The 26,116-nt window shown below is 34.9% G+C and carries 21 protein-coding genes; 16 read left to right on the forward strand and 5 right to left on the reverse strand.

Annotated elements, in window-relative coordinates; genetic code table 11:
- Nucleotides 1-3 precede the first annotated feature (3 nt).
- A complete protein-coding gene (locus I7822_RS12470) occupies nucleotides 4-1,758 on the reverse strand; it encodes an alpha-glycosidase (protein ID WP_207978550.1) in 1,755 nt (584 codons plus the stop codon).
- A 702-nt stretch (nucleotides 1,759-2,460) separates the two neighbouring features.
- Between I7822_RS12470 and I7822_RS12475 the strand changes: the two genes are divergently transcribed.
- The 3 genes from I7822_RS12475 (at nucleotide 2,461) to I7822_RS12485 (ending at nucleotide 6,119) form a co-directional block, all read left to right on the forward strand.
- Nucleotides 2,461-3,783: a sugar ABC transporter substrate-binding protein gene (locus I7822_RS12475; RefSeq protein ID WP_207978551.1), complete on the forward strand. Its 1,323-nt coding sequence runs from the start codon at nucleotides 2,461-2,463 to the stop codon at nucleotides 3,781-3,783.
- A gap of 84 nt (nucleotides 3,784-3,867) precedes the next feature.
- On the forward strand, nucleotides 3,868-5,283 hold the full coding sequence (locus I7822_RS12480) for a carbohydrate ABC transporter permease (protein WP_207978552.1): 1,416 nt from the start codon (nucleotides 3,868-3,870) through the stop codon (nucleotides 5,281-5,283).
- Nucleotides 5,283-6,119 carry a sugar ABC transporter permease gene (locus tag I7822_RS12485; protein ID WP_207978807.1) on the forward strand — a complete coding sequence of 279 codons (837 nt, stop codon included), beginning with the start codon at nucleotides 5,283-5,285 and terminating at the stop codon, nucleotides 6,117-6,119. Before I7822_RS12480 ends, I7822_RS12485 begins: the two co-directional genes overlap by 1 nt.
- Before the next feature lie 63 nt (nucleotides 6,120-6,182).
- On the opposite strand, the gene I7822_RS12490 is transcribed toward I7822_RS12485, so the two are convergent.
- Nucleotides 6,183-6,635 carry a YndM family protein gene (locus I7822_RS12490; protein WP_207978553.1) on the reverse strand — a complete coding sequence of 151 codons (453 nt, stop codon included), beginning with the start codon at nucleotides 6,633-6,635 and terminating at the stop codon, nucleotides 6,183-6,185.
- Nucleotides 6,636-6,924: 289 nt separating this feature from the next.
- Here I7822_RS12490 and I7822_RS12495 point away from each other — a divergent pair, with 289 nt between their 5' ends.
- A complete protein-coding gene (locus I7822_RS12495) occupies nucleotides 6,925-7,161 on the forward strand; it encodes a YczF family membrane protein (protein ID WP_207978555.1) in 237 nt (78 codons plus the stop codon).
- Here I7822_RS12495 and I7822_RS12500 read toward each other — a convergent pair.
- The 3 genes from I7822_RS12500 to I7822_RS12510 form a co-directional block, all read right to left on the reverse strand.
- Nucleotides 7,154-8,254, reverse strand: a complete 1,101-nt coding sequence (locus I7822_RS12500; protein WP_207978559.1) for a GerAB/ArcD/ProY family transporter — start codon at nucleotides 8,252-8,254, stop codon at nucleotides 7,154-7,156. The genes I7822_RS12495 and I7822_RS12500 overlap by 8 nt on opposite strands.
- A 32-nt stretch (nucleotides 8,255-8,286) precedes the next feature.
- Nucleotides 8,287-9,486, reverse strand: a complete 1,200-nt coding sequence (locus I7822_RS12505) for a Ger(x)C family spore germination protein (RefSeq protein ID WP_207978561.1) — start codon at nucleotides 9,484-9,486, stop codon at nucleotides 8,287-8,289.
- Between the two features lie 68 nt (nucleotides 9,487-9,554).
- Nucleotides 9,555-11,126: a spore germination protein gene (locus I7822_RS12510; protein WP_207978562.1), complete on the reverse strand. Its 1,572-nt coding sequence runs from the start codon at nucleotides 11,124-11,126 to the stop codon at nucleotides 9,555-9,557.
- Between the two features lie 190 nt (nucleotides 11,127-11,316).
- On the opposite strand from I7822_RS12510, the gene I7822_RS12515 reads away from it, so the two are divergent.
- The 12 genes from I7822_RS12515 to I7822_RS12570 all read left to right on the forward strand — a co-directional run bounded on the left by I7822_RS12515 (nucleotide 11,317) and on the right by I7822_RS12570 (nucleotide 26,110).
- Nucleotides 11,317-11,715, forward strand: coding sequence for a VOC family protein (locus I7822_RS12515; protein WP_207978564.1), 399 nt, complete (start codon nucleotides 11,317-11,319; stop codon nucleotides 11,713-11,715).
- 78 nt (nucleotides 11,716-11,793) lie between these two features.
- A complete protein-coding gene (locus tag I7822_RS12520) occupies nucleotides 11,794-12,105 on the forward strand; it encodes a DUF1806 family protein (RefSeq protein ID WP_207978565.1) in 312 nt (103 codons plus the stop codon).
- A 38-nt stretch (nucleotides 12,106-12,143) separates the two neighbouring features.
- Nucleotides 12,144-12,839, forward strand: a complete 696-nt coding sequence (locus tag I7822_RS12525; protein ID WP_243459437.1) for a PIG-L family deacetylase — start codon at nucleotides 12,144-12,146, stop codon at nucleotides 12,837-12,839.
- 1,201 nt (nucleotides 12,840-14,040) lie between these two features.
- Nucleotides 14,041-16,488: a PAS domain S-box protein gene (locus I7822_RS12530; protein WP_207978567.1), complete on the forward strand. Its 2,448-nt coding sequence runs from the start codon at nucleotides 14,041-14,043 to the stop codon at nucleotides 16,486-16,488.
- Between the two features lie 152 nt (nucleotides 16,489-16,640).
- The gene (locus I7822_RS12535; protein ID WP_207978569.1) at nucleotides 16,641-17,255 is read left to right on the forward strand and encodes a LysE family translocator; all 615 of its coding nucleotides are present in this window, start codon (nucleotides 16,641-16,643) and stop codon (nucleotides 17,253-17,255) included.
- Nucleotides 17,256-17,475: 220 nt separating this feature from the next.
- A complete protein-coding gene (wrbA, locus tag I7822_RS12540) occupies nucleotides 17,476-18,144 on the forward strand; it encodes an NAD(P)H:quinone oxidoreductase (protein WP_207978571.1) in 669 nt (222 codons plus the stop codon).
- A 143-nt stretch (nucleotides 18,145-18,287) separates the two neighbouring features.
- Nucleotides 18,288-18,920 (forward strand): bifunctional 4-hydroxy-2-oxoglutarate aldolase/2-dehydro-3-deoxy-phosphogluconate aldolase, encoded by a 633-nt coding sequence (locus tag I7822_RS12545; RefSeq protein WP_207978573.1) that lies wholly within the window; start codon nucleotides 18,288-18,290, stop codon nucleotides 18,918-18,920.
- A gap of 15 nt (nucleotides 18,921-18,935) precedes the next feature.
- On the forward strand, nucleotides 18,936-20,084 hold the full coding sequence (gene dgoD / locus I7822_RS12550; protein ID WP_207978575.1) for a galactonate dehydratase: 1,149 nt from the start codon (nucleotides 18,936-18,938) through the stop codon (nucleotides 20,082-20,084).
- Nucleotides 20,085-20,418: 334 nt separating this feature from the next.
- Nucleotides 20,419-21,450 (forward strand): LacI family DNA-binding transcriptional regulator, encoded by a 1,032-nt coding sequence (locus tag I7822_RS12555; RefSeq protein WP_207978577.1) that lies wholly within the window; start codon nucleotides 20,419-20,421, stop codon nucleotides 21,448-21,450.
- A 182-nt stretch (nucleotides 21,451-21,632) separates the two neighbouring features.
- Entirely contained in the window at nucleotides 21,633-23,729 is a 2,097-nt protein-coding gene (locus I7822_RS12560; protein WP_207978579.1) for an amylo-alpha-1,6-glucosidase, read from the forward strand.
- A 66-nt stretch (nucleotides 23,730-23,795) separates the two neighbouring features.
- Nucleotides 23,796-25,058, forward strand: a complete 1,263-nt coding sequence (locus I7822_RS12565) for an ABC transporter substrate-binding protein (protein ID WP_207978581.1) — start codon at nucleotides 23,796-23,798, stop codon at nucleotides 25,056-25,058.
- Nucleotides 25,059-25,210: 152 nt separating this feature from the next.
- Nucleotides 25,211-26,110: a carbohydrate ABC transporter permease gene (locus I7822_RS12570; protein ID WP_207978583.1), complete on the forward strand. Its 900-nt coding sequence runs from the start codon at nucleotides 25,211-25,213 to the stop codon at nucleotides 26,108-26,110.
- The last annotated feature ends 6 nt before the right edge of the window (nucleotides 26,111-26,116 follow it).

Genomic DNA, 26,116 nt, shown 5'->3' on the forward strand with positions numbered 1-26,116 from the left:
TAATTAATTTTTCACTAGAATAATTGAGAATCCATAAGGTGTAAGTTCAATTTTAGATGTTTCCTTTAGCATTGCATTGTCCCATAGATCGACAGGTTTTTTATTTGTAAAATCATATGGAATGTTAACATCAATGTGATCACTTGAGTTATTTATCGTAATAATGATTGTTTCATCAACTGATTGTTTTGAATAGATAACATAGTTTTTTTCATTATTTGTTTCTAAAAATGTAAATTCTCCATCATTACCAAATGCAGAATGTTTGTTTCGAAGTGAAATTAATTTTTTAACAATGGTAAAGAGCTCGCGATCCTGTTTATCTTCCTTCCAAATCATGCACTTACGACAACCAGGATCATTTTCTCCGGTTAATCCAATTTCATCCCCGTAATAAATACATGGTGTTCCAATAAAGGAGAGTTGGAACAAGAAAAGTAGCTTTACCTTCTCTTTATCTTCATTACAAATTGTTAAAATTCTTGGAGTGTCGTGACTTCCTAATAAATTAAAAGCAGCCTCATTTACATTCTTTGGGTAGGAGGTTAATACCTTTGTTAGCTGGTGAGCAAATTCATCTGCATTAATTTTATCTTTTGCAAAATATTCTAATGATGCATTAGTAAACGGATAGTTCATTACAGCATCAAATTGATCCCCTTGAAGCCAAGGCATTGAGTCATGCCATATTTCACCAAGTATATAAACATCAGACTTTATAGCTTTTACTGCTCTTCTAAACTCTCTCCAAAACTCGTGATCTACTTCGTTTGCAACATCAAGACGCCAGCCATCTATATCAAATTCTTCAATCCAATATTTAGCTACATTAAGAAGATATTGTTTTACTTCGGGGTGTTCTGTATTTAACTTTGGCATCATGTGGGTAAATGCGAAAGTATCATAATTTGGTTCGGGAAAGGCTTTAACAGGAAATTCTCGTAAATGGAACCACTCTTTGAATTTAGATTTTTCTTGTTTTTCAAGGACATCCTTAAATGCTTCAAAATAAAAACCACTATGATTAAAAACTGCATCCAACATAACGCGAATACCATTTTTATGGCAAGTTTCAATAAGATGTTTAAAGGTTTCTTTGTCCCCAAATTGAGGATCAATTTCCATATAATCAATCGTGTCATACTTATGATTTGTATTTGCTTTAAAAATGGGAGTTAAGTAAATGCCTGTAATTCCTAGCTTTACTAAATGATTAATGTTTTTAATGATTCCTTCAAAGTCACCGCCAAAATAAGTGTCAGGTTCAGGATCAGCACTTCCCCAAGGGAGTGTTCCTTGAGGATTTAATAATGGATTGCCATTTGCAAATCGTTCAGGGAAAATTTGATACCATACCGTACTTTTTACCCAGTTAGGAGCTTCAAACACATCGACTGAGTTTAAAAATGGAAAACAAAAATAAAATCCAGAATCTCTGGGGTCTTTATCTACAAAACCTCTTTCACCATATACTGCAGTTTCAGTATCTGAATAAATTTCAAAGCCGTAGCGCAAACGTCTGAATTCTGGCTTTATTTCTGCAAACCAATAATCAAATAAATCATCTGATCCTTCCAGGGACATTGGTTTATGAGCGTTAGACCAACCTGCCTCTGTCCATTGGTAAGGATCTCCATGGATTAAAAATACTTTCACCAAATCACCTTTTTTAGAGCGAAGGCGAATATGTAACGTCTCATTGTCATAAGCGTATGCAAAATTATTTTTCGGTCTATGGTATATAGCTTCTTTCAGCAAATTAATTCCCCTTTCAAATTCCCTTTTATTGCGCAAACGTTTGCAACCAAATTGAACTATAACAGGAATACAAAAAAATAAAAAGAGAAAAAAACGACTACTATTGTAAAATTCCGACTTATCTCGATGCTGAAACATCAGTAATAGTGATTGTAATTTGTGAGGATGTCATCTAAGGTGGAATAGAGTACATATTTTTAGAAAAAGGCTCTGTTAATGCTAACTGTTGATTTTTTGCACTTTGTTGAGTGGAACGGATATGTGAGACTCCTGCGGGAGGCTCCTGGACCGTACGCGGAAAGCGAAAATGAATATTCAAAAAATATTGACAAGCCCAAACTGTCAAAGTAGAATAATGCATAACAAGTGTAAACGTTTGCACATGACTTTTTTTACTAAATATCTTAGAAAGTAGATAATATTTATAGTTATGACATCCGTTTAAAAGGTTTAATCATATTTATTAATGCAATAAAATACAAACGTTTGCACTAGTAATTGGATATTTAACAACTTTATAGATTAATAACATTTATTTTATTAAAATTTTCGCACTATAAATCAAAGTGGTAATCATTTAATAGTAAACTCCACTAATGCAAACGTTTGAATTACTTTTAGTTTTCGACAGTTCGATTTTTGGTGTTAGACGACCTAAACGAACGTTGAGATAAATCAACTAATAAAAAAGGGTGGGGAAACATGAAAAAGCTTTTCACTTTATCGATGATTTCTTTATTGATTTTTGTTTTGGCAGCATGTAATAAGCCGGGTGCTCCTACAGCTGGGGAAACTTCAAATGAAGCATCTGAGGGAAGTAAAACAACTGAAACTACTACAGAAGAAATTGTACCTGAAGAAGGAGCTAAACTTGTTTTATGGGATAACGGAGATGAAGAAGGTGAATGGGCAAAATATGTTGCCAAAAAATTCACGGAAGAATATGGCGTTCCAGTTAAATATGAAACTGTCTCCCATACTGAAGCCCCTGGAAAGTTGAAAACAGATGGACCTGCAGGAATAGGTGCAGATGTATTTAATGCAGCACATGATCATGTCGGGGCAATGGTTACCTCAGGTCTTATTTATGATAATTATTTTGCAAAAGAATATAAAGAACGCTTTTTGGAAAGTGCGGTTACAGCTGTATCTGCAAAAGATGAAGAAGAATTAAAAATGTATGGTTTTCCTTTAAACATCGAAGGAATTGCACTTTATTATAATAAAGATTTATTAGCAGAAATGGGATTTGAGCCCGCTAAAACAATGGATGAATTAATCGAACAATCAAAATCGTTTATGGATAAAAATCCAGGATCATATGGATTTATGATCGAACCAGGTAATTTCTACTTAGTTCATGGATTTGTTGGGGGATATGGTGACTTTATATTTGGTGACAACAATACGGATCCGAGTGAAATTGGTTTAAATAAAGAAGGTTCACTAAAGGCTGCCAGTTTAATGGAACGTATTCGTGATGAAATCTTGCCTATGAAAAAAGAAGATATTACAGGTGATGTTATTACTTCACATTTTAATGAAGGAAAACTTTTATATTATTTTTCAGGTCCGTGGGCTGTTAAAGGTCATGAAGAAGCTGGTGTTAATTTTGGTGTAACAACATTACCAAAACTCGAAAATGGTGAGGTTCCACAAACCTTCACAGGAACTAAAGGCTATTATGTAAACGCTTATAGTAAATATCCACAGGCTGCTACTTTATTTGCTAAATTTGCAACAAGTGATGAAATGCTATTAAAACGCTATGAACTTACAGGTCAACTACCTGCATCAAACGGATTGATCGAGAATGAAACCATTAAGTCAAATGAATTAAATAGTGCATTCTTAGAGCAGGCAAAATATTCTATTCCGATGCCAAATATTACTGAAATGCAAACAGTCTGGGGTGGAATGGAAGTGGCATATACAGCTATTTGGAACAATGCGGCTGAACCTAAAGCTTCACTTGATAAAGGAGTACAGCAAATAAAAGAAGCAATTGAATCACAAACAAAATAGGAAAGCAATGAGAGGGAGACTCGGGTAAACAAGGGTCATATCCATTGAGTCACCCTCTCATATCCATTAAAAGGAGGGTGAACCATGAGTTCTTTAGCACGTGATCGTAACTATGAACAAAAATCCCGTAAGGAAAGCAACGCTAAAAAAACAAACAAATCTTCAAAAATACCAATACCACCTAATCGAACTTTCCTAACAAAGCCAAGAATTGGTGCTTTTCTATCTTTAATATTTATGGGTCTTGGCCAGTTGTATAATCGACAAATCGTAAAAGGTTTATGTTTTATAACTTTGGAATTATACCTACTTCTTTTTTGGACTGTTCCTTTTCAATGGGCAATGTGGGGGCTAACAACATTAGGGGAAACTCCACAATCAAGAGATGGATTTAAAATTGTTCAAGGTGATCACTCTATTTTCTTAATGATTGAGGGGATTTTATTTTTAATCTCTTTCTTGCTATTCCTATGGTTCTACTATTTAAATATCCGGGATGCTTATAAGGTAGCTTTAAAGAATGAAAAGGGAATAAAGCCTAACGGAGCAAAAGATATGTTTAGAAACATATGGGAAAATGGCTTTCCCTATATTTTATTAACACCGTCTGTCTTATTTACTTCATTCTTAACAATTCTTCCCTTGTTATTTGGAATCTTAATTGCTTTTACGAATTACTCAGCACCAAATCATCTCCCACCAAAGCATTTAGTTGATTGGGTTGGTTTTGATACATTTATTCAGCTTTTTCAAATGAAAACCTGGAGTACAACATTCTATGGTGTTTTTTCATGGACAGTTATATGGGCAGTAATTTCAACAATTACAACCTTCTTCTTGGGACTGATTTTTGCTGTATTACTAAACCAAAAAGGAATTAAATTTAAGAAGTTTTGGCGAAGTATGTTTATCCTACCTTGGGCAATTCCTCAATTTGTTTCAATATTAATAATGAGAAATATTTTTAATGGTGAATTTGGTCCTTTAAACCGTTATTTAATAGAATTAGGTGTTATTCAAGGAGCAATCCCTTGGCTGTCAGATCCGTTTCTGGCAAAAGTAACACTTATTGTTGTAAACATGTGGTTTGGATTCCCATTCTGGATGGTTTTAATGAGCGGCGTATTAACTAGTATTGATAAAGAAGTATATGAAGCAGCAGAAGTTGACGGTGCGACACCTGTTCAAAGGTTTTGGAAAATTACCATGCCATTAATCATGTTTGCTACAGCGCCTCTTGCAATCATGTCTTTTGCAGGAAACTTTAACAACTTTAATATTATTTATTTAATGACAGAAGGTGGACCGGTTAACATGGATTATTCATATGCAGGGTCTACCGATATTTTAATAAGTTGGATTTATAAATTAACACTTGATAATAGTCAATTTGCAGTAGCTTCTGTTGTCTCTATTTTAATCTTTATTGTGATTGCTACTTTCTCAATTATTAACTTTCGAAAAACAAGAGCATTTAAAGAGGAGGATATGATGTCATGATGGAGGTTAGTTTAAAAAAGAAGCTTAGCCATATAATGATTTATTCCATTTTAACAATTACAACAATCTTTATCCTATATCCTGTTATTTGGATTATTACCGGCTCATTGAACCCAGGTGATTCCTTATTCTCAACACGAATCATACCTGAATCCTTATCACTTTCACATTATGAGTATTTATTTAAAGAAACTGATTATTTATTGTGGTATAAAAACACACTTAAAATTGCATTTTGGAATATGATTTTTTCAACCTTTTTAGTGGTTACTGCAGCATATGCCTTTTCAAGATTTCGTTTTCCAGGTAGAAAGCAAGGTCTAATGACGATGCTTGTTTTGCAAATGTTTCCTGGGTTTATGGGGATGATTGCAATCTACATTCTATTATTGCAAATGAACTTATTAGACAATCATTGGGGGTTAATTCTTGTTTATGCAGGTGGCTCGATTCCCTTTGGAGCATGGCTTGTTAAGGGGTACTTCGATGGTCTACCTAAAAGTCTTGAGGAAGCAGCAAAAATTGATGGTGCAAGCCATGTGAAGATTTTTTATAAAATCATGATGCCACTTTCAAAACCAGTTTTAGTATTTATTGCTGTAACAAACTTTATCGGACCGTGGATGGATTTTATTTTTGCCCAACTTGTCCTAAGATCGAGTGAAAAGAAAACATTGGCTGTAGGCCTATTTGAAATGGTCACAGGACGTGGAAATTCTGAATTTACAAACTTTGCAGCAGGTGCTGTATTAGTAGCAGTACCAATTACAATTTTATTTTTTATCTTCCAAGATCATCTTACAGAGGGACTCAAAGCAGGGGCAAATAAAGGTTAATCGTTGGGGACAGTCCCTCAGTGCGTTAACTTTGTAACGTAGTGGGGGACTGTCCCCCATTTTTTATTTATCCTTCTTTGGTAAATCCCTAATATCTTCTTCTTCCGCAAATTCCGTCCCAAATGCTAGCGTAGGATTCATACCAGTACTTCTTCTCTCAGTTGTTTGTCCAACATTAATCCGATCCTGTAAAAATAAATGAACAAAGACTTCGGCTACAGTTACGATCGTTGCAGATATAATACTTCCCCAACCAATTTGTAGATAATTGTCTAGAAGGATACTTCCGAATATCCACACGCTAAAGTAGGTTAACAAGAAATCTGTAACGGCTGCTGCTCGCTTCCCTAGTTGTGGTAGGATAATTAGCTCACCTAATATATAAGAAGCAATCGTAACAAATAAACTGAAAGAAAGAATATCAACAAACGTCGCGTCAAAGAATAAGTCAAGACCAAGTCCAAAGGCAATCAAACAGGTCACAAATTTTATAAGTAATACAGTTGTTTGTCTCATTATAAAACCTCCCGTTCATAGTTTAGATCAAATATGGAGTGTTCATACATATCAAGAGATAAATTATACAAAAGATTGATTAGAATCTCTCTAAGGGGGAGAGTAAGGAATATTTATCTTTCTTACTCTCCCCCTTAGATTTTTAATTTTTCTACCAAAAGGATGAAAGCATATTTTTATGGATTAAGATACTTATTGGAATAGCAAGGTTTTTGATTATATTGAAATGTCTAAAATACACCAAGATCACAAATACTATATACAATCTATATTTAATAAGGAGCATTATATGAAAATTACTTGTATTGTCATGCTATTATTTATTTTTAGTATTGGAACAAATGTGTTTATGGACATAGGTATCGGTATGAGGAGTTCTCAGCTCCTCAAGCATCATTTAAATCTATTTTGGACCATGGGAGCAGGTGAATATATTATGCTGATATTTTTCTTTGGGATAATAATTGGCCAACCAATTTATTACAACATGAATAATAAAGCTCGAAATGAAGATGGATCTAATTAAGTTTATTTTTTAATCGGTTTTGAACTGTTGCAACGATAAGCATAATCAATGGGAATACAAAGAAAAATAAGGGATGATAAAAACGGAATACATTCTTTGCTTCTTCCATGTATTCTGAAAAATTTGAAGCAATCATCATGGATGAAAAGACGATAATACCACCAACAGGAAATAAAATTTGTTGATGATTATTCAACTTGAATAGATCTACTACACTAATAACCGTAACATATAGAAAAATGGAAGCTTTGAAAAACACCGTTATAAATAGCGTGAAAACAACAATTGCGTCAAGCCTTTGAATAAATTCTAAGAGGTTCACCTTGCCAATTGTTGTTAGCGTAGGAAAAGTTGTTCTCTCCATTACGTCTACTCCAAGAACGGCAATATTTATACTTGCTGTCCAACTTAAAACAAGCCCTCCTGCTATCAATGCAGTCAGCCATACTTTTTTTACAGATCCTGGTTTATTTAAATAAGGAAGGATCATGGTAAATACAATTAATTCACCAAACGGATGAGGGGTAATATCATGGATAGCTGTATTGATGATTGGTTTCCAGCCATCCTCTAGAAAAGGTCTTAAATGATTTAAATTGATACTTCCTGAAACAAGGATGAAAAAGTTTGCTGCAATGCCAAACAATAGTAAGATAATAATAAATACTTCCGCTGTTCTGCCAAGTACTTCTATACCTAAATAAAGCACATAACAAATGACAAGAACAAATGAAATATGAATGGCTAATAATGGTGTTTCAGTCATTGTCGAGGATACGAGCAATTCGCTGAAATCACGAACCTGTCTAGATGTAACGTATAAAAAGTAAAGGATATACAAAAAACCTATAAACCACCCTATATATTTACCTAATATTTTTTGAGTATATCCAGTAAGTGATAATGTTGGATATTGGCGAAATAACCGATAATAAATAAAAAATAAGACAACTCCACTGGACATACCTAAAAGTATGGCTAACCAGGCGTCTTTTTTTGCGCCTATCCCATAACTTACAACTAGGGAAGTACCCATTTCCAGCATAAACATCATAGCAAAGAGTTGAATAACACTTAACTTGGCTTTCTCCATATTCAGAACCCCAATTTCCTAATAATCCGAGCTTATTTTATATATGAATTTGTGCTCATGCCTGTCCGACGTATGACTGATTGTACAGAAACATTAATTTCTGTTTCAGGAAAGATTTCATCTTCCCATTTGTCTTCTATTTTATTCCATAGTTTTTTATCTGCAATATTCACGTATTCACTAAAACCAAAAATATCGCTCTTTTCCTCTTGGGCAACTTTTAAAGTTGTTTTGATCTCTTCTTTTATTTCTTCATTTAACTTCTTTTCAAGCTCTTCAATCGTTTTATTTTTACTTAAATCAATGGAGCAATGATTTTCAGTGACAACTCCTTCAGTTAGAATTGAAACGGTTAGTATTGGTGATTGGTTTTTTATTCTAACTTTAATGTTTGTTTTTGATGAGGTAATCTCAATACCAATTGCTTCTTTTTGCTTTTGACAATCAAGAGTCATAATGGTTCTATTTAATTTATTTTTAATCCATGTAACCCCATGTGCAGCGTCTTTTTCCAGCCATTTATCAAGTTTACCTTCTTTTATGATTGCTAAACCACTTGTTTCAATAATTGTTTCAGGTAAAATTTGTTGGATATTCGTCCCAGCATTCCCTTTTTCAGCTGAACCGTTAATTTGAATGCCTGGAATCGTTAGACTACTATTATTTAATTTTGCAATGACCTCATCAGCGCGTACAGGTAAATACTCTCCCCATATCATTTCAGAGGATTCTAAGCTTGCAACCATTTTTGCAGTAGGAATTGGTATTAATGAAGTCGATATTTTTAAAGCATCTTCCGCTGTATTGCCCCTTACAATGACAATGGGAAAAAGTTCACGAAAATAGGCATCACGTTCAATTACATCCAACGAATCCAAAATACCTTCTTTCGCTAATCCCTCGCTAATAATCATGATTTGGATGTGAGGGAAAAATAGTTCATTTGGTGCTTTTAATGAAACTTTGTGAAATGCTTCTTTCAGAGTACTCCCTGTTGCTGAATAAGTTGTAACCGGTGAAGCTTGAACTTTCCCTCCTTGTTGGCCTCCGGCGATCTGTGAAGGATTGATAATTTGAACAGTTGTACGATATCTATCATCGACTGAGTCACCACCTTTATCAATCCCGATCCCTGAAACAATGCTAAGATCTTGTAGCTCTGCACTATCCCAGCAACCAGATAAACAGATAAGTGAAAGTGCTAAAACAAATATATAAGGCTTATGTTTCATTCAAATCCCTCTCTGATACATCGTTTAAGCGATATTTTTTTCTTAGTTAACAAAGAATGATCCGATGTTTAATTCCTTTTTTTTCGTTTTTGACTAATAAGTCGTGGACGCTTGGACATAAAAGGTTTTGGTAAGCGTAAAATCGCATCCTGTTGGTCAGTAACAATTATGGGAGCAAATGGAGCTAAGTATGGAATGCCAAATGACCGCAAACTCACTGTATGTGCAACCAATAGTATGACACCTAATCCAATCCCATAAAGTCCAAAGGTACTTGCTAATATCATCATCATAAATCGTAGTAATCGAGTTGCATCTGTTAGTGAATAATGGGGGATAGTAAAGCTTGCAATTGCAGTTGCAGCAACAACAATGACCATTGCACTCGACACAATACCAGCAGAAACAGCTGCTTCCCCTAATACCAGCGCACCCACAATTGAAACAGCTTGGCCAACAGGTCGAGGCATTCGCACTCCAGCTTCACGTAATACTTCAAAAGTTAATTCCATTAGTAGTGCCTCGATAATAATAGGAAATGGAATAGCTTGTCTCTGTGCAGCTATATTTATTAGCAAGGGGGTTGGAATTAATTCAGGATGAAACGATACAAATGCAATGAAAAGGGATGGTCCAAGTAAAGTGATCAAAAAAGAAACAATTCTAATAAATCTTAAAAACCCAGAAATACTCCAACGTAAATAATAATCTTCAGCTGTTTGAATAAATTGATTCCAGGTGGCTGGAACGATCAAAGGTATCGGTGTTCCATCAACAAAAATAGCCACACGCCCTTCAAGTAAGTTACCTGCTACCACATCAGGACGTTCTGTCACAAAGATTGTAGGCCAGGGAGTGTATACATCATCGGTAATCCATTCTTCAATAGTGTTGGAACCAAGAATTTCGTCAACATCAATTTTATCAAGGCGTTCTCTTACTTCGTTAAGTAACTTATCGTTAACAACACCGTTTAAATACATGATGCCAATCTCTGTTTGTGTAATCTTTCCCAGCTTTCTAGTTTCTAGCCAAAGATTTGGACTTTTAATTCTTCGTCGTACCATGGATGTATTTGTTATAAGCGATTCAGTAAAACTATCTTTTGGTCCACGAACTGAAGATTCTGCAGTAGGTTCTGATATTGAACGTAGCTCCCCACCTTGAGAAGCACAGTTCAAAGCTTCAGATGAACCGTCAACAAGCACAATAGTTTGTCCTGTGAGTAGTTGGGAAAGCAGGTTTTTCATATCAGAAACAATCTCAACACTTGTTATTGTTATAATATGATCTTTAATATATGTCCCTAATTTATTTGGTGACCACGACTCTTCACGATTATTAATATTGGTGTCATTCATGAGTTTTTCGATGATAAAGTTTCCCATGATTTCCTTATCACTTAATCCGTTTACATAAATAGAAGCAACTTTATGAAATAATGGTTTTCCCATGTTAAATTCTCGAATGATTAAATCACCGCTATTTCCAAAAGCTTGTTTAATGTGTTTAATATTGATATCAATTGAAGAACTTAGCTCTTCTGGATATAGCGTATTATTTGTATCATCAAAGCTTACCTTAGGTTGCATTTTTTCTTTTTTTTGTATTTTGAATAAACGGTTCCATGCACTTTTCATCTTTTTAACACTCCACGTAAAAAAATGATTAAATAATTTTTTTATCTTGTCCTTTTTTTGTGTTTTCATACATTTTTTTCCTGTAGGTTAGGCCTATTTCTTGAAGAATCCTATATAATGCATAATAGCGTTTTCATCTGCTATAATTAATTAAATTAATTGATTCATTACTAGAAGGGGGTTGTCCATAATGATCAATATAGAAAGCATCCACCATGTTAGTCTTTCAGTGACAGATTTGCAGAAGGCAAAACATTTTTATGGAACACTATTGGGCTTCCGAGAATTAGAACGCCCAAATTTTGATTTCCCAGGTGCTTGGTATCAAGTGGGAAATCAGCAGCTTCATTTAATTGTACAAAAAGATTCTTCTACGTTACGTACAGAGCATACGATTAATTCAAAAGATGGTCATTTTGCTATACGTGTGAAAGATTATTATGAAACGTTGAACTTTTTAAAAGTGCTAGGAATTGAAATAACAGAAAAACCGAATAGTACAAGTGGCTTTGCGCAAATTTTCTGTATGGATCCTGATTTCAATTTAATTGAGTTTAATGTTGATCAAGAGGATCTTGTCAAAATCTAAAAAACTATAAAGTTAATTATTCCTTAAGTAAACTTCCTACTTTTTTCCCTTTTACAATTTAGAGTGGAGGTGTTTTACATGGTACCAATTAATTCTCAATCTCTTTTAGATAAACTCCAACAATGGCTCGGAACAAATATTTATCTTCACATTGAAATAAATCCTGGTGGTTATTATAGAAATGGAAAAGCTACTTTATCAAATGTTCATGTAAAAGGAGATCAATCATTTCGTGTTTTCTTAGAGATGGATCAGCAGCAATCCATAATCCAAGTAGATGATCTAACCCATATGTCGATATCCGAAGAATTGGTTGTAATCAGTGGTTATGATCATGTTGACCGCCTTGCTCGTACACTTGAAATAGGTTCTAACCCATTTGTACTTTAATCAATAGGCTTCATTATTTTAGCGAAAAGAAGGGGTTAATGATGGCAACAATCTTGGCAGTGTTTGCTCACCCTGATGATGAAACATTCATATGTGGTGGTACGTTGGCTAAATATGCATATGATGATCACCGAGTTGTACTTGTTTGTGCTACAAAAGGGGAAATGGGCAGAAGAATGGGAGTTCCGCCATTTGCAACGAGAGAGAGCATTCGAAAACTACGAGAACAAGAGCTAATCAATGCCTGCAAAGCATTACATTTCGAGGAGTTACGTTTTTTAGGAATTCGTGATAAATTGCTAGAAATTTATCCATTTGAATCACTCACACAGACAGTTCTTGATCAGATGATTGATGTTAAACCCGATGTTGTGATAACCTTTCATGAAAGACTAGGTGGTCACCCCGATCATTGTACAATCGGGCTTGCAACAAAATCAGCATTTGCAAGATATGCTAAAACAAATCGGGAAGCAGAACTGTACTATGTTTGTTGGTCCAATGTAGCCCAAGATCCAAAAGTCTATGGTTTTTTACCGGAGCAAATAACAGAAATCAATGTCAAAAACGAACATTTACATAAGCTGCGTGCATACCGTGCTCATAAGACACAATCTGATATGGATTCATGGGTGTGGGAGGATGATCAGAAAAGTATAAGTCACTTTCAATCACATGAATATTTCATCCAAGCGCACGAGCCGTTTATCTCAAACAAGCAGTCATTGATTTAGTTAAATATTAAAGTAGAAAAGGCAAGCGCTTAAATGGCGCCTGCCTTTTCTACTTCCAACAATGTGAATCAGATCGTTTTACTTAACACTTAAGTAATAGATGGAGCTTTGAACAGCCATCTTACCCTATATATTGCTTTACTTAATAAAAGTGTTACAGGCAATATCGTAAATGTTAAGCCAGGGAATAAGTGAAAAAGTATCATTCTCAAAGTTTATCCCTCCACATTGAAGTTTTTGGTGGAATACACCATTTTTAGTTTCTCATCGACCTAATATTTTATGTATTATAACTTTTATATGCCATGAAGAAAAAGAAGCATTGCTCGCTACAAATCAAAAGGAACAAGTGCGTAGTTTATCGTAAGTGATTTTTGAAGAGGGTAAATCTCAGAAAGGGTTTATCCTTTTTAGAATTGATGAGGGGGGATAATAGAGGTTAAATAACTGCAATAAGTGGTTCAATTCACGAGATCAGTGGTTCAATAGACAGAAAAAGTGGTTCAATCCACGAGACAGTGGTTCAATAGACAGAAAAAGTGGTTCAATCCAGTAGATCAGTGGTTAAATACTATAGAGATATTGATGAAAACGAACAATATCTCTATGTTTTCTTTCACTTCTCCCTTTTGTCCATTTCCAGTAATCATAATTCCTGTTAAGTTAGGATTTATTCCATCGCTCGTAATCGGCTGTGATAAGCTCAACAGATTTATTCAAAGTTAAAAGCTACAAAAAGTTGGTATTCGTAAATGGGGGGATGATCTTTCTTACCTTCATTTTCGCATCAGATAATTTTGTAGAACATTTATACCACGGGAAAGTCGTACTAAAATCGATCTTTCCACTATTTGAATTTATCATTCCATTTCTATTGGTGATGGTCGTTTTGATTCAACGTATTTTACGTCAACAATAATACATCTTAAATCGTAACATCTGCATTAATTGTAGGTGTTTTTATCTATGTGTTAGATTCGATTTCCTTAACCATATAGATGTATTTATTTCAATATATTTATTCATCAACATATTATTGACAAAAAATTTATAATTTTGAGATAATTATGTAAGCGGTTATAACTTAATAGTTAAGTAATGATTGATGTAAAATAAATTAACTTTAAGTTGTACATTATTAGTAATAAAAGTATAAAAATGGTCAAAATCCTAGAAAAATACTAAAAAGGGCGGAAATTACATGCTGATAAAAGAATACTTCATAAACCTTTCTATTATTGCTTTCTTAGTTAGTTTAGCCATTTTCTTTAGAGTATTCATTTTCCATAAAAATGTTAGGTTTTATCATTTGCTTGGAGGAGTTTATGCAGGCATTATTGCGGTTATCTCCATGTTTTTTCACTTTGAACATATGGGATTAATTTGTGATCTTCGTGTAGTACCGCTTATCCTTTCGTTTATTTACTTTGGCCGAACTGCTGGATGGATTACGTTCATGTTTATTGCTATTATGCGGATTTTTTATCTTGGTGATGATTGGGAACCATCTGTGATTGCTTTCTTGGGAATGTCTGTTGTATACACATTTTTAAAGACATATCTTAAAAATCTACATCCATTCAAAAGTTCAATTCTCAACCTAGTTGTTTATGCTGTATTGATTCAGATCGTTTTTTGGTTCACACCCACCTCCATTGTTTTTATCTTTGATGTTCAACTTATTATCTTAATGTTTATGGGACTATTAATTGGTTTATTTCTTATTGAATCTCATCAGAAACTGTATCACTTAACACAAGACTTATTTAGAACGAATCAAGCATTAGTAGAATCCAAACAGGAGCTGAAGGACACTGTACATGAACTCCAAGGGGGGATTTTTAAATACAAAAAAAGGAATGGTCGTTTTTTATTCACATTACTTGATGGCCAGTTTTATGATCGAATTGGCTGGAACTCTGAAGATGTAATAGAGAAAGATTTACAAGCTGTATGCCCTCCTTTACTATTTTCTGAAATATCAGAAAATTTTCAGCTGGCATGGGAAGGAAAAGAGGTCTCATTTGAGTTACCTTGGCCAGATAATGAAACAATGATTTTTATTTCACTCAGGCCGATTAAAAGGGAAGAGAAAGTGTTAGAAGTAGTTGGGTCTATTGTAGATATAACGGAAAGAAAAAAGATGGAAGAGGAATTACTAACAACGAAACAACGACTGGAATCTTTCATCAATGATAACATAGATTCTATCTATATTATTGATTTAGAAGGACAGGTTTTACAGGTTAATAAATCCTTTGAAAGGATATTTGGCTGGTCAGAACAGGAAATTTTAGGTCAGAAACTCCCTACGATTCCAAAGGATTTACTAAATGAGGCTCAACATCTTTATCAAAAGGTTGTTTCTGGAGAATCAATTACTGAAGTAGAAACCGTAAGAAAAAGAAAAGATGAGAGACTAATCGATATAAGCTTAACGTTATCACCTATTCAAGATACCAAGGGAAATGTGGTAGCGATCTCATCGATTAGCAGAGACATTTCAAAAAGAAAACAAACTGAAAGAGAACTTCATAGATTACATCAACAATTGCAAGAAAGTGAGATGAAATACCGTGCTTTAATTGAACAGGCATCTGATGCAGTATACTTAATTGAGTTGGATGAGGAACAATTTCCAACTAGATTTATTGAAGTAAACCCTGTTGGAAGTGCAAGGTTTGAGTCTAGTAGGGAGGAAATACTTTCGAGGCCATTTACCGATACTGTATCAGCAAATTCTCGAATGCTTATGAAGATTGTAGAGAATATAAGAAATGGTAAACAGTGTTTTACTTTACAGGATGAATATATATTTAAAACTGGTAAAAAAATAACGACTGAATTTAGTGTCCGTGTTTTTAAGTTGGGTGAAAAGGAAGTTTTTCTTGCCATCTCTAGAGATATCACTGAGAGGTTAAAAACAGAAGAATTATTACGAAAGTCAGAAAAGCTTGCAGTTGTAGGGCATTTAGCCACTGCAATTGCTCATGAAATTCGAAATCCACTTACGACAATTAAAGGATTTGTAAAATTACTCCAAAACAACTTAAATGAAGAAAACCAATACTACGTTGAGTTCATATCAAAAGAAATTGAACAAATTGAAGTTGTTACAAACGAATTTATGGCAGTTGCTAAACCGGAGGCTGTAAAGGTTCAACTAAATGATCTTCAATTGTTATTAAATCAAGCGATCGTACTGCTTCAACCTCAAGTACTAATGAATAATATTGAGATTAAAATAGAGATTAAAACTGATATTCAATTTATATATTGTGAAGGTATCCAATTAAAACAGGTATTTATTAATATCTTGAAAAATGCAATTGAATCAATGCCAACAGGCGGAGAAGTTACCATTGAAATCAATGAAGTAGACAATAACCGGTTAAGTATTCGTTTTATCGATCAAGGGTGTGGAATTCCGAAAGAACGTATCCCATTTCTTGGAGAACCATTTTATAGTATTAAGGAAGTGGGAATTGGTTTAGGGTTAATGTCCTGTTATAAAATTGTAGAAACACATCAAGGAACGATAGGGATCGAAAGTGAAGTAGAAAAAGGTACAATTGTAGAAATTATTCTTCCGAGCTATTATAGTCAAGCTCATGAGGGTGATCCAAGTTATTATACAGAAGTTAATTGAGTTAATAGAAGGATTCAAACTATTGGGCTGAAATGAAGGTAAGTTTACTTCCATTAAAAAGAAATAAATAAATAAATTACTACTTCCATACTTGATAATAAAGGTAAGAGGGTTCGAAATAGTAAGAAAAATCAAACAAAGGGAGGTATAAAATGCTTACATTTGTATTGGTAGTTTTAACTTTATTCATTGTACCTGGGCCTGCAGTAATGCTTACCCTTGCTCAAAGTGTTAAGGGAGGAAGAAAGAATGGGATTTTTACTGGGATAGGAATTGCTGTAGGAGATCTTATTCACACATTTGCTTCAGCACTAGGGCTTTCAGCAATTTTAATGACATCAGCTCTTGCTTTTGACTTGATAAAGTATTTGGGTGTTGCCTACTTATTGTATCTTGGGGTCCGTGCCTTTTTAGAAAAAACATCACTGCTTACGATTCCGTCAGTAGAGCAGTGTACGAATCCAACTCGTTCTTTTACACAAGCAGTCTTGACTGAGGTTCTTAATCCAAAAACGGCATTATTCTTTCTATCCTTCTTACCCCAATTTGTACATCCTGAACAAGGGTCGGTGATTTCGCAACTATTCATTTTAGGTTTAACATTTGTTGCGTTAAGTATTGCGTATACTACGTTATTAGCATTTATTGCTGGTACTGTGAGTAAATGGCTTTCTAAAAACAAAATGATTGCTAATTGGCAAGGGAAAGTGATTGCATGTGTTTACTTTGGTTTAGGTATCCATATGGCTCTGCAACATCAGAAATAATCCTACAACAAGGCTGCTTATGGCAGCTTGTTTTTATTAAAATCGATTTCCATAGTCAGTGCATGAGAAAAAAGATAGAGTGTTTTAAAAAGCAAAATAAGAGCAATAATATAGGAGGGTAAAAGTATGCGTATATTTCTTATACCAGTTTCAAAAAACACAATACCCTATTAATAGAATGGAAAATGTCTTTTGAAGGCATCGAAAAGTGGTGATGAAAATGGGTTTTTGGGACAAATTATTCAAGGGGAATTCAATCGATAAGGAGACAAATCAAATGACAAATGTGAAATTAGCGGTGATTTACTACAGTGCTAGTGGGACAAATTATCAATTAGCACAGTGGGCAGAAGCGGGAGCGAAAGAAGTTGGAGCTGAGGTAAAAGTATTAAAGGTACCAGAAACAGCTCCACAAGCAGCTATTGACTCGAATCCAGCATGGAAAGCACATGTTGAAGCTACAAGTAATGTACCTGAAGTAAAATTAGACGATTTAGAATGGGCTGACGCAATCATATTCAGTGTGCCAACTAGATTTGGTAATATGCCTTCACAAATGAAAGCATTCCTAGATACTACAGGTGGCCTCTGGTTTAACGGCAAGCTTGCAAATAAAGCAGTTAGTGCCATGTCTTCAGCACAAAACTCTCATGGTGGACAAGAAGCAACGATTTTATCATTATATACATCAATGTATCATTGGGGCGCAATTGTAGCAGCTCCTGGTTATACTGACCCAGTAATTTTTGGCTCTGGTGGAAATCCATACGGAACAAGTGTAACAGTTGATCAAAATGGAAAAATGATTGAAGATGTCGAAGGTGCAGTTAAACATCAGGCAAAACGTACTGTTACAGTCGCAGAGTGGATTAAAAAAGCGAATCAATAATCACTTTGTAAAGAGCTAACTCGGATAGATGACCGGTTAGCTTTTTTTTTTGTCTTTTTTATACCTTTGTGGTTTATTGAATATAGGATTAAACGATATAATAAAACTGTGTAAGAGTAAAAAGAAAAGTGAGGTGGAATAAAATGAATGCGCTTTCTAGAATGCTAGAAAATAAAATCATTGCTATCATTCGAGGAGCTAATCCAAATGATGTAATAAGAATCTCGCAGGCCCTTAATGATGGTGGTATAAAATTGATTGAAATTACGATGAATTCGCCAAATGCCTTATCAGTTATTAAGCAGGTATCAAGTGAACTTGGTGACAAAGTTTTAATTGGGGCAGGGACAGTACTAGACGCTGAAACCGCTAGAAGTGCCATCCTAGCAGGAGCAACGTTTATTTTATCACCTACTGTTGACATTGAAACAATTAAACTAACAAAAAGATATGGTGTAGTAAGTATTCCTGGGGCTTTTACGCCTACTGAAATTCTATCAGCCTATGAGAAGGGTGCAGATATTATAAAAGTATTTCCGGCAACTTTAGGACCTAATTACATAAAGGATATTTTAGGTCCACTCCCACAAATTCCACTTTTACCAACAGGTGGTATAGATCTAGAAAATCTCAACCAATTTATTGAAGCAGGAGCAGTTGGGTGTGGAATCGGTAGTGCATTAGTTAATACAAAACATGAAATAACAGAAGAATATTTACAACAACTAACGAAAAAAGCGAGCCAATTTGTATCAGCTATTAAATCTGATTACTAATTAGGAGAGGTTAAAATGAAAATTACAGGCTATGAATTATTTCAAGTGCCACCTCGTTGGTTATTTTTAAAGATTATGACAGATGAAGGAATTGTTGGGTGGGGAGAACCTGTTATCGAAGGAAGAGCGGAAACGGTGGGAACCGCTGTAAAAGAGCTTATGGAAAATTTAATAGGAAAAGATCCTCATAGAATCGAAGATCATTGGAACATGATGTATCGATCAGGTTTTTATCGTGGTGGTCCAATTTTAATGAGTGCAATAGCGGGAATTGATCAGGCTCTATGGGATATAAAAGGGAAGTATTTTAATGCACCAATCTATGAATTATTAGGTGGAGCATGCAGAGATTCCATACGTGTTTATTCATGGATTGGTGGCGATCGTCCAATCGATGTAGGCTTGGCTGCACAAGAAGCAGTTGAGGCCGGATTTACTGCTGTTAAAATGAATGGAACAGAGGAACTTCAAATAATCGATTCTTACGAGAAGATTGATCAGGCTATCGAACGGATTGCCGCTGTTCGAGAAGCAGTCGGACAATATATTGGAATTGGTATTGATTTTCATGGGCGTGTACATAAGCCGATGGCGAAACTATTAGCAAAAGAGTTAGAAGCATTTCGACCGATGTTTATAGAAGAACCGGTACTTTCTGACAATAATGAAGCACTAAGAGAAATAGCTAAAGCCACAAGTATCCCGATTGCAACAGGAGAAAGAATGTTTTCTAGATGGGAATATAAGAGTCTATTAAAAGATGGCTATGTTGATATTATTCAACCGGATTTATCCCATGCAGGCGGTATTACCGAATGCAAAAAAATCATCTCAATGGCAGAGGCATTTGATGTTGCAGCAGCTCCCCATTGTCCTTTAGGACCAATCGCGTTAGCTGCATGCTTACAAGTTGATGCAACTTGTCATAATGCATTTATACAGGAGCAAAGTCTTGGTATTCATTACAATCAGGGAAGTGACCTTTTAGATTATATTGTAGATAAAAATGTATTTGACTATAATGATGGGTATGTAAAGATCCCAAATGGACCTGGATTAGGCATTGAAATTGATGAGGAACATGTAAGGAAGCTTGCAAACGTGGGACATAATTGGAGAAATCCAATTTGGAGACATAGAGATGGAAGTATTGCCGAATGGTGAAAAGTGAGAGAAAACATTCTTAACTAAAATGATTTATTAGCTTTCGTTATTTCCCGTATGATCCCCAGAGGTTGATAATGTCTTTGTTTTAATATAATCAAGCTTATTTGATAGGCCGCTCTTGTTCTTAAATGGCGGCCTTAACGTAATCCTGCACCTTATATATGGCATTTATAGAGCATTTTTGAGCTTGATTTTATGATTAGATATAGTCCAGGTATCTAAAATGAAAGTTTATTAATTTAGAATTTTATAAATTATCCTTGCGATCGCTTTCATCTTAATGTAAGATACATTTATAAGAGATCCGAAACGTTTTGGAGGAAGTTCAAATATGACTACAATCAAGGATATTGCCAAAACTGCTGGCGTTTCTGTCACAACAGTATCTAGAGCATTAAACGGTTATTCAGATGTTAATGAGAAAACGAGACAAAAGATTATCAATATAGCTGAAGATCTAAAATATAGTCCAAATACTCTTGCTAGAGGACTAGTAATGAACAGATCAAAAACAATTGGATTGCTTGTTTCTGGTATGGATCGATCAAGTGTAAAAGATAATTTTACATATCAAGTTCTTTCAGGGGTAAATGAATGTATTTCTGAACGCGGCTATGATTTAGTTTTATTTAGTACTACGTCGACTAAACAACGAGAAAAAACATACTCGCAGCTTTGTAGAGAACGTCGAGTTGATGGTGCAATTCTTTCTGGAATAAAAATTGACGATCCGTACTTAAATGAGGTTGTTGAGAGTAATATTCCGTGTGTCCTCATTGATATACCTATTCAATCAGAAACTGTTGGCTTTGTCACAACAGATAATGTATTAGGAGCAAAAAAGGCTGTTAGACATTTAATTGAACAAGGACATAAAAACATTGCAATCATAAATGGACATGACCAAGCATTCGTTAGTAAACAAAGGTTAAAAGGGTATAAAGAAGCTCTTGAAGCAGCAAATTTGCCTGTTAAAGAATATTGGATTGTCAGCGGTGAATTTTCAGAGGATAGGGCCCAAGAAAAATCATTGGAATTACTAAAACAATTTCCAGAGATTACAGCCATATTTTGTGCTAGTGATTTAATGGCACTAGGGGTGCTAAAAGCTGCAAAAATATTGGGACTTGAGGTACCATCAAAATTATCTGTTATAGGATATGACAATATTTTACTTGCATCATACTCAACACCAACATTAACTACTATTGCTCAAGATATCATTGAACTTGGCTATCAAGCATCCCATTTATTAATTGATATGCTTGAAGGAGAATCAAATTCTCGAGAATGTATACTGGATACGGAGTTAATTATTCGTGAATCAACTGATAGTAAACAAAGGTCCTTAATTAAAGAATAAGATAAAACCGAACGTTAATCTAAAGTTCGTTTTATTCAATCTAAAATCCGAAACGTTTTGGAAAGTGGAGATATTATGTGGGGGATTTTTTAGGCGAAATCCGAAACGTTTTGGAAACCAAAAAATCATTAAAAGAATATTTTTAAAATCCGAAACGTTTTGGGTAAAGAGGAGGAACAACATTGGAATATCGTGTAATTAAAGAAAATGATTTATTTTTACTAACAGATGATAAAGGGAACATCCCTGAAAATCACTCTTATGGTTTAGGTCTATACAAAAAGGATACACGTTTTTTAAGTAAACTTGATTTAAGAATAAACGGGGAAGAGCCGATTTTATTATCATCAGATGCTTCAGTAAACTATATGGCAAGTATCTTGCTGACAAACCCCCATATGGAAAAAGACGGAGAGCTCATTTTATGGCGAGAATCAGTAGAAATTCAAAGAACTCGATTTATCTATGATGAGCTATTATACGAGACTATTAAAGTGAAAAACTATTTTCCAAAACCAGTTCAATTTGAACTAAGTGTTTATATGGATGTTGATTTCTCAGATATGTTTATCGTTCGTGGGTTCCAAAATGGTGAGATTGGGAAACGGACAGGTGAACGAATTGATGGAAACTCAATTGCCTTTCAATATGCTGGGGCAGATTATGTCAATCGTTCAACAATCGTAACTTGGGATACGGAAGCAAAATCCATAAGCCAAAATGGGGTGGTTACATTTGAATTTGAATTAAACCATGCAGAAGAGAAAGAGGTCACATTAATCATTCAACCACAAATTGGCGAATCTAAAAATCGTAGGATACTAAGTAAAAAGACTGCTCTAGAAAACCTAAAAACTTCTTATACTTCATGGGAAAAGGAAACGACCACAGTTAAAACTGATTTTGCACCTTTACAAAAGTTAGTTGATCGAGGTATTTCAGATTTAAGAGTACTCTTAACTGACATAGGACATGGAAGTTTTCCTGTTGCAGGATTACCGTGGTTTGGAGTGCCATTTGGACGTGATAGTTTAATAGCAGCTCTCCAAATGCTTGCTTTCAATCCAGAGGTAGCAAAAGGTACGCTCTTAACATTGGCACAATACCAAGGTAAGAATGTAGATCCTTGGCGTGATGAACAACCAGGGAAAATAATGCATGAAATTCGTTATGGAGAATTGTCAACAACAAACCAAATTCCGTTTACACCATATTACGGAACAATTGATGCAACCCCATTATTCCTTATTCTTTTAACTGAGTATGTGAAGTGGACTGGAGATTTTGATATCGTAACAAGACTTGAGGAAAATATTAATGCAGCACTAAAGTGGATTGATGAATTCGGTGATCGAGATGGTGACCTCTTTGTTGAATATCATCAAGAAGCAAGTAAAGGATTTGCAAACCAAGGTTGGAAAGACTCAGGTGATTCGATTGTTCACAGAGATGGTGATTATGCAGACTCTCCAATTGCTTTATCAGAAGTCCAAGGCTATGTCTATCAAGCAAAAATAGGAATTGCTTCAATTTTTGAACAGCTACATAGACACAAACAAGCATCGAAACTTCGTAGTCAGGCCGAACAACTAAAGAAGCGTTTTGATGAAGCATTTTGGATGCGGGATGTGAATTTTTATGCGATTGCACTTGATAGGGATAAAAAACAGGTTGGAACTGTCACATCAAATCCGGGACATGTTTTATTTTCAGGAATGTTAGACATGGATAAGATGGAAGCTGTTACAGATATGCTTATATCGCCTAAGATGTTTTCTGGTTATGGAATCCGAACAATGGGTGAAGGTGAAGCAGGCTATAATCCTATGAGTTATCATGACGGAAGTATATGGCCCCATGATAACAGTATGATATTACTTGGAATGAGCAAAGCAAGACGTCAGGATGCTGTGAATACTGTTATTAACGGATTAATTCAAGCTGCAAGTTATTTTGAATATGATCGATTACCAGAACTGTTTTGTGGATATGACCAATCAATTGGGAAAGCAGTTAAATATCCAGTGGCTTGTTCTCCCCAAGCTTGGGCTGCAGGAACACCACTTGTCTTTATCCAAACAATACTTGGCTTATTTCCAAATAGCTTACAAAAAGAAATTTATCTAGCACCACATCTTCTAGATGAGATGAATGAATTGTTAGTTGAAAATATCACCATTGGAGATGGTCATTTATCAATATACATTTCTCGTATTGAAAATGGATTGAAAATAGGGGTTTTAAAAAACACAACAGGTTATGAACTTATTTCAAATTAGCGTGATCTCGAAGGGACTCCCCTTCTTACATAGATCAAGAAAAGTAGATTAAAGGGGGAAATCAATATGAAATCAAAAAAGTTTTTAGCAACGCTTAGTCTGACAACTATGTTATTTGGTAGTATTTTAGTTGGTTGTAGCGGCGGTGAAAAGGAAACAGATAAAGGTGACAATAAAACAGACAGTGGGGAAAAGGTAGAAGTAACACTTGCTGGATGGGGGGGGAATCCAACGGAAGAAAAACTGTTAAAGCAAACGCTTGAAGATTTTGAATCACTTCATCCAAACATTGATGTAAAGCTTGAAGTGATTACAGAGCAATATATGGATGTTATTAAAACCCGGTTAATTGGTGGAGAAGGTCCTGATGTATTTTATTTAGATGCCTTTGAAGCTCCAGCACTTATTGAAACAGGTGTTATTCAACCATTAGATGAATACGTGACAGAAGAATTTGATGTTAAAGATTTTGAAAAGCCATTACTAGAGGCTTTCCAAGTTGATGGAAAAACGTATGGTTTCCCTAAAGACTATTCAACTCTTGCGTTATTTTACAATAAGAAAATGCTAGATGAGGCTGGTATAGAAGTACCTACAACAATTGAAGATTTCCGAGAGGCAGCAAAAACATTAACTAAAAATGATAAATACGGATTCGGTGTAGCTCCAGAGCTTGCTCGTATGTATTGGTTAGCGCAATCTAATGGTGGAGATGTTGTAAAAGACGATAAAGCGAATTTTGCATCAAAAGAAGTTGTAGATGGACTTCAACCAATCATTGAGATGCATAATGTTGACAAATCTGCTGTAGAGCCTAAAGAAGTTGGAGTAACTTGGGGTGGTGAAATCTTCGGTCAAGAAAAAGCAGCCATGGTTATAGAAGGAAACTGGGCAATTCCATTCTTAGCTGATACGTTCCCAGATGTTGAGTATGGTACAGCAGAGCTTCCAACAGTTAATGGGAAAAAATCAACTATGGCTTATACCGTTGCATATGTAATGAATGCTGCAACAGAAAAGAAAGAAGCATCTTGGGAACTACTTTCTTACCTAACAGGTAAAGAAGGAATGGAAACTTGGACAAGTAAAGGATATGCACTTCCAACACGTAAATCTGTTGCAGAAAAGCTAGGATTCAATAACGATGAATTGCGTGGAGCACTTGTAGACGGAGCTCCTTATGCAACGGTTTGGGCTGAAGGACCAAACCTTCCAATCATCACAAATAACTTTAATAACCAATTTATGAGTGCTTTCTTAGGAGATCGCCCTCTTGAAGAAGCGTTAAAAGAAGCACAAAAACAAGCGAATAACGAGATTAGTAACTAATCCTAAAATGGAGCTATAGGAGGGGGAGGCATAATTAGACTTCCCCCCAATACTATAGAATTCTTTCGGTCGAAGTCCAATTGTAACTTTCACAGAAAGAGTTCTAGTAGTAAACTGGAACATTGTATTTCCAAAGGGGAGTTGAAGTAAGAATGAAGAGCAAATTTTCTAGAAAAGCTCTACGGGAAGCTGGGCAAGGGTATTTTTTTATGTCACCAGCACTCTTGGTACTACTATTATTTATTCTAGGTCCCATCCTTTATATTGTGTTTCTTTCCTTTCATAAAGTTCAGCTTTTAGGAACGACTAGTTATGATTTTGTGGCTTTTGAAAACTTTAAGAGAATGTTAGATGATATGAGGGCACAAAGAGCATTATGGAATACGCTCAAGTATGTTGTGATTGTTGTGCCATGTCAAACATTACTTGCATTAGTATTAGCTGCAACCTTAAATACCGGATTAAAAGGACAAACTTTCTTCAGAATCGTTTATTTCTTACCAACATTAACATCCTCTGCCGTATTAACGTTAATTTTTATGTGGATGTATAACAAAGACGGGTTAATTAATAATGTCCTAGACTTTATTGGATTGCCTACATATAATTTTTTAGGTGACCCAACTATCGCACTAAATGCGATTATGATTATGAATATATGGTCGACTGCTCCATTCTTTATGGTTATTTATTTAGCTGCACTTCAAGATATCCCGGATTCTCTTTATGAAGCTGCGGAACTTGATGGAGCAACCGTATGGCAGAAGTTTTGGAAAATTACCGTACCTAACTTAAGACCTGTTACATCGTTTGTAGCAATTATGGGATTGATTGGAACATTCCAATTATTTGATCAATCGTATATTTTTTCAGCAGGATCAGGTGGTCCAGATAATTCAACTTTAACTGTTGTGTTATTAATCTATCAATATGCTTTTAAAAGTCTCGGAGATATGGGATATGCAGCTGCTCTTGCCTTTTTACTAGCTATCGTCATATTAGTAGCAACGTTATTGCAACGTAAGTTTTCAAAAGAAGAGTCCCTGTACTAAGCAGCA

This window comes from Metabacillus bambusae (assembly GCF_017497975.1).
GTDB classification, from domain to species: Bacteria; Bacillota; Bacilli; order Bacillales; family Bacillaceae; genus Metabacillus; species Metabacillus bambusae.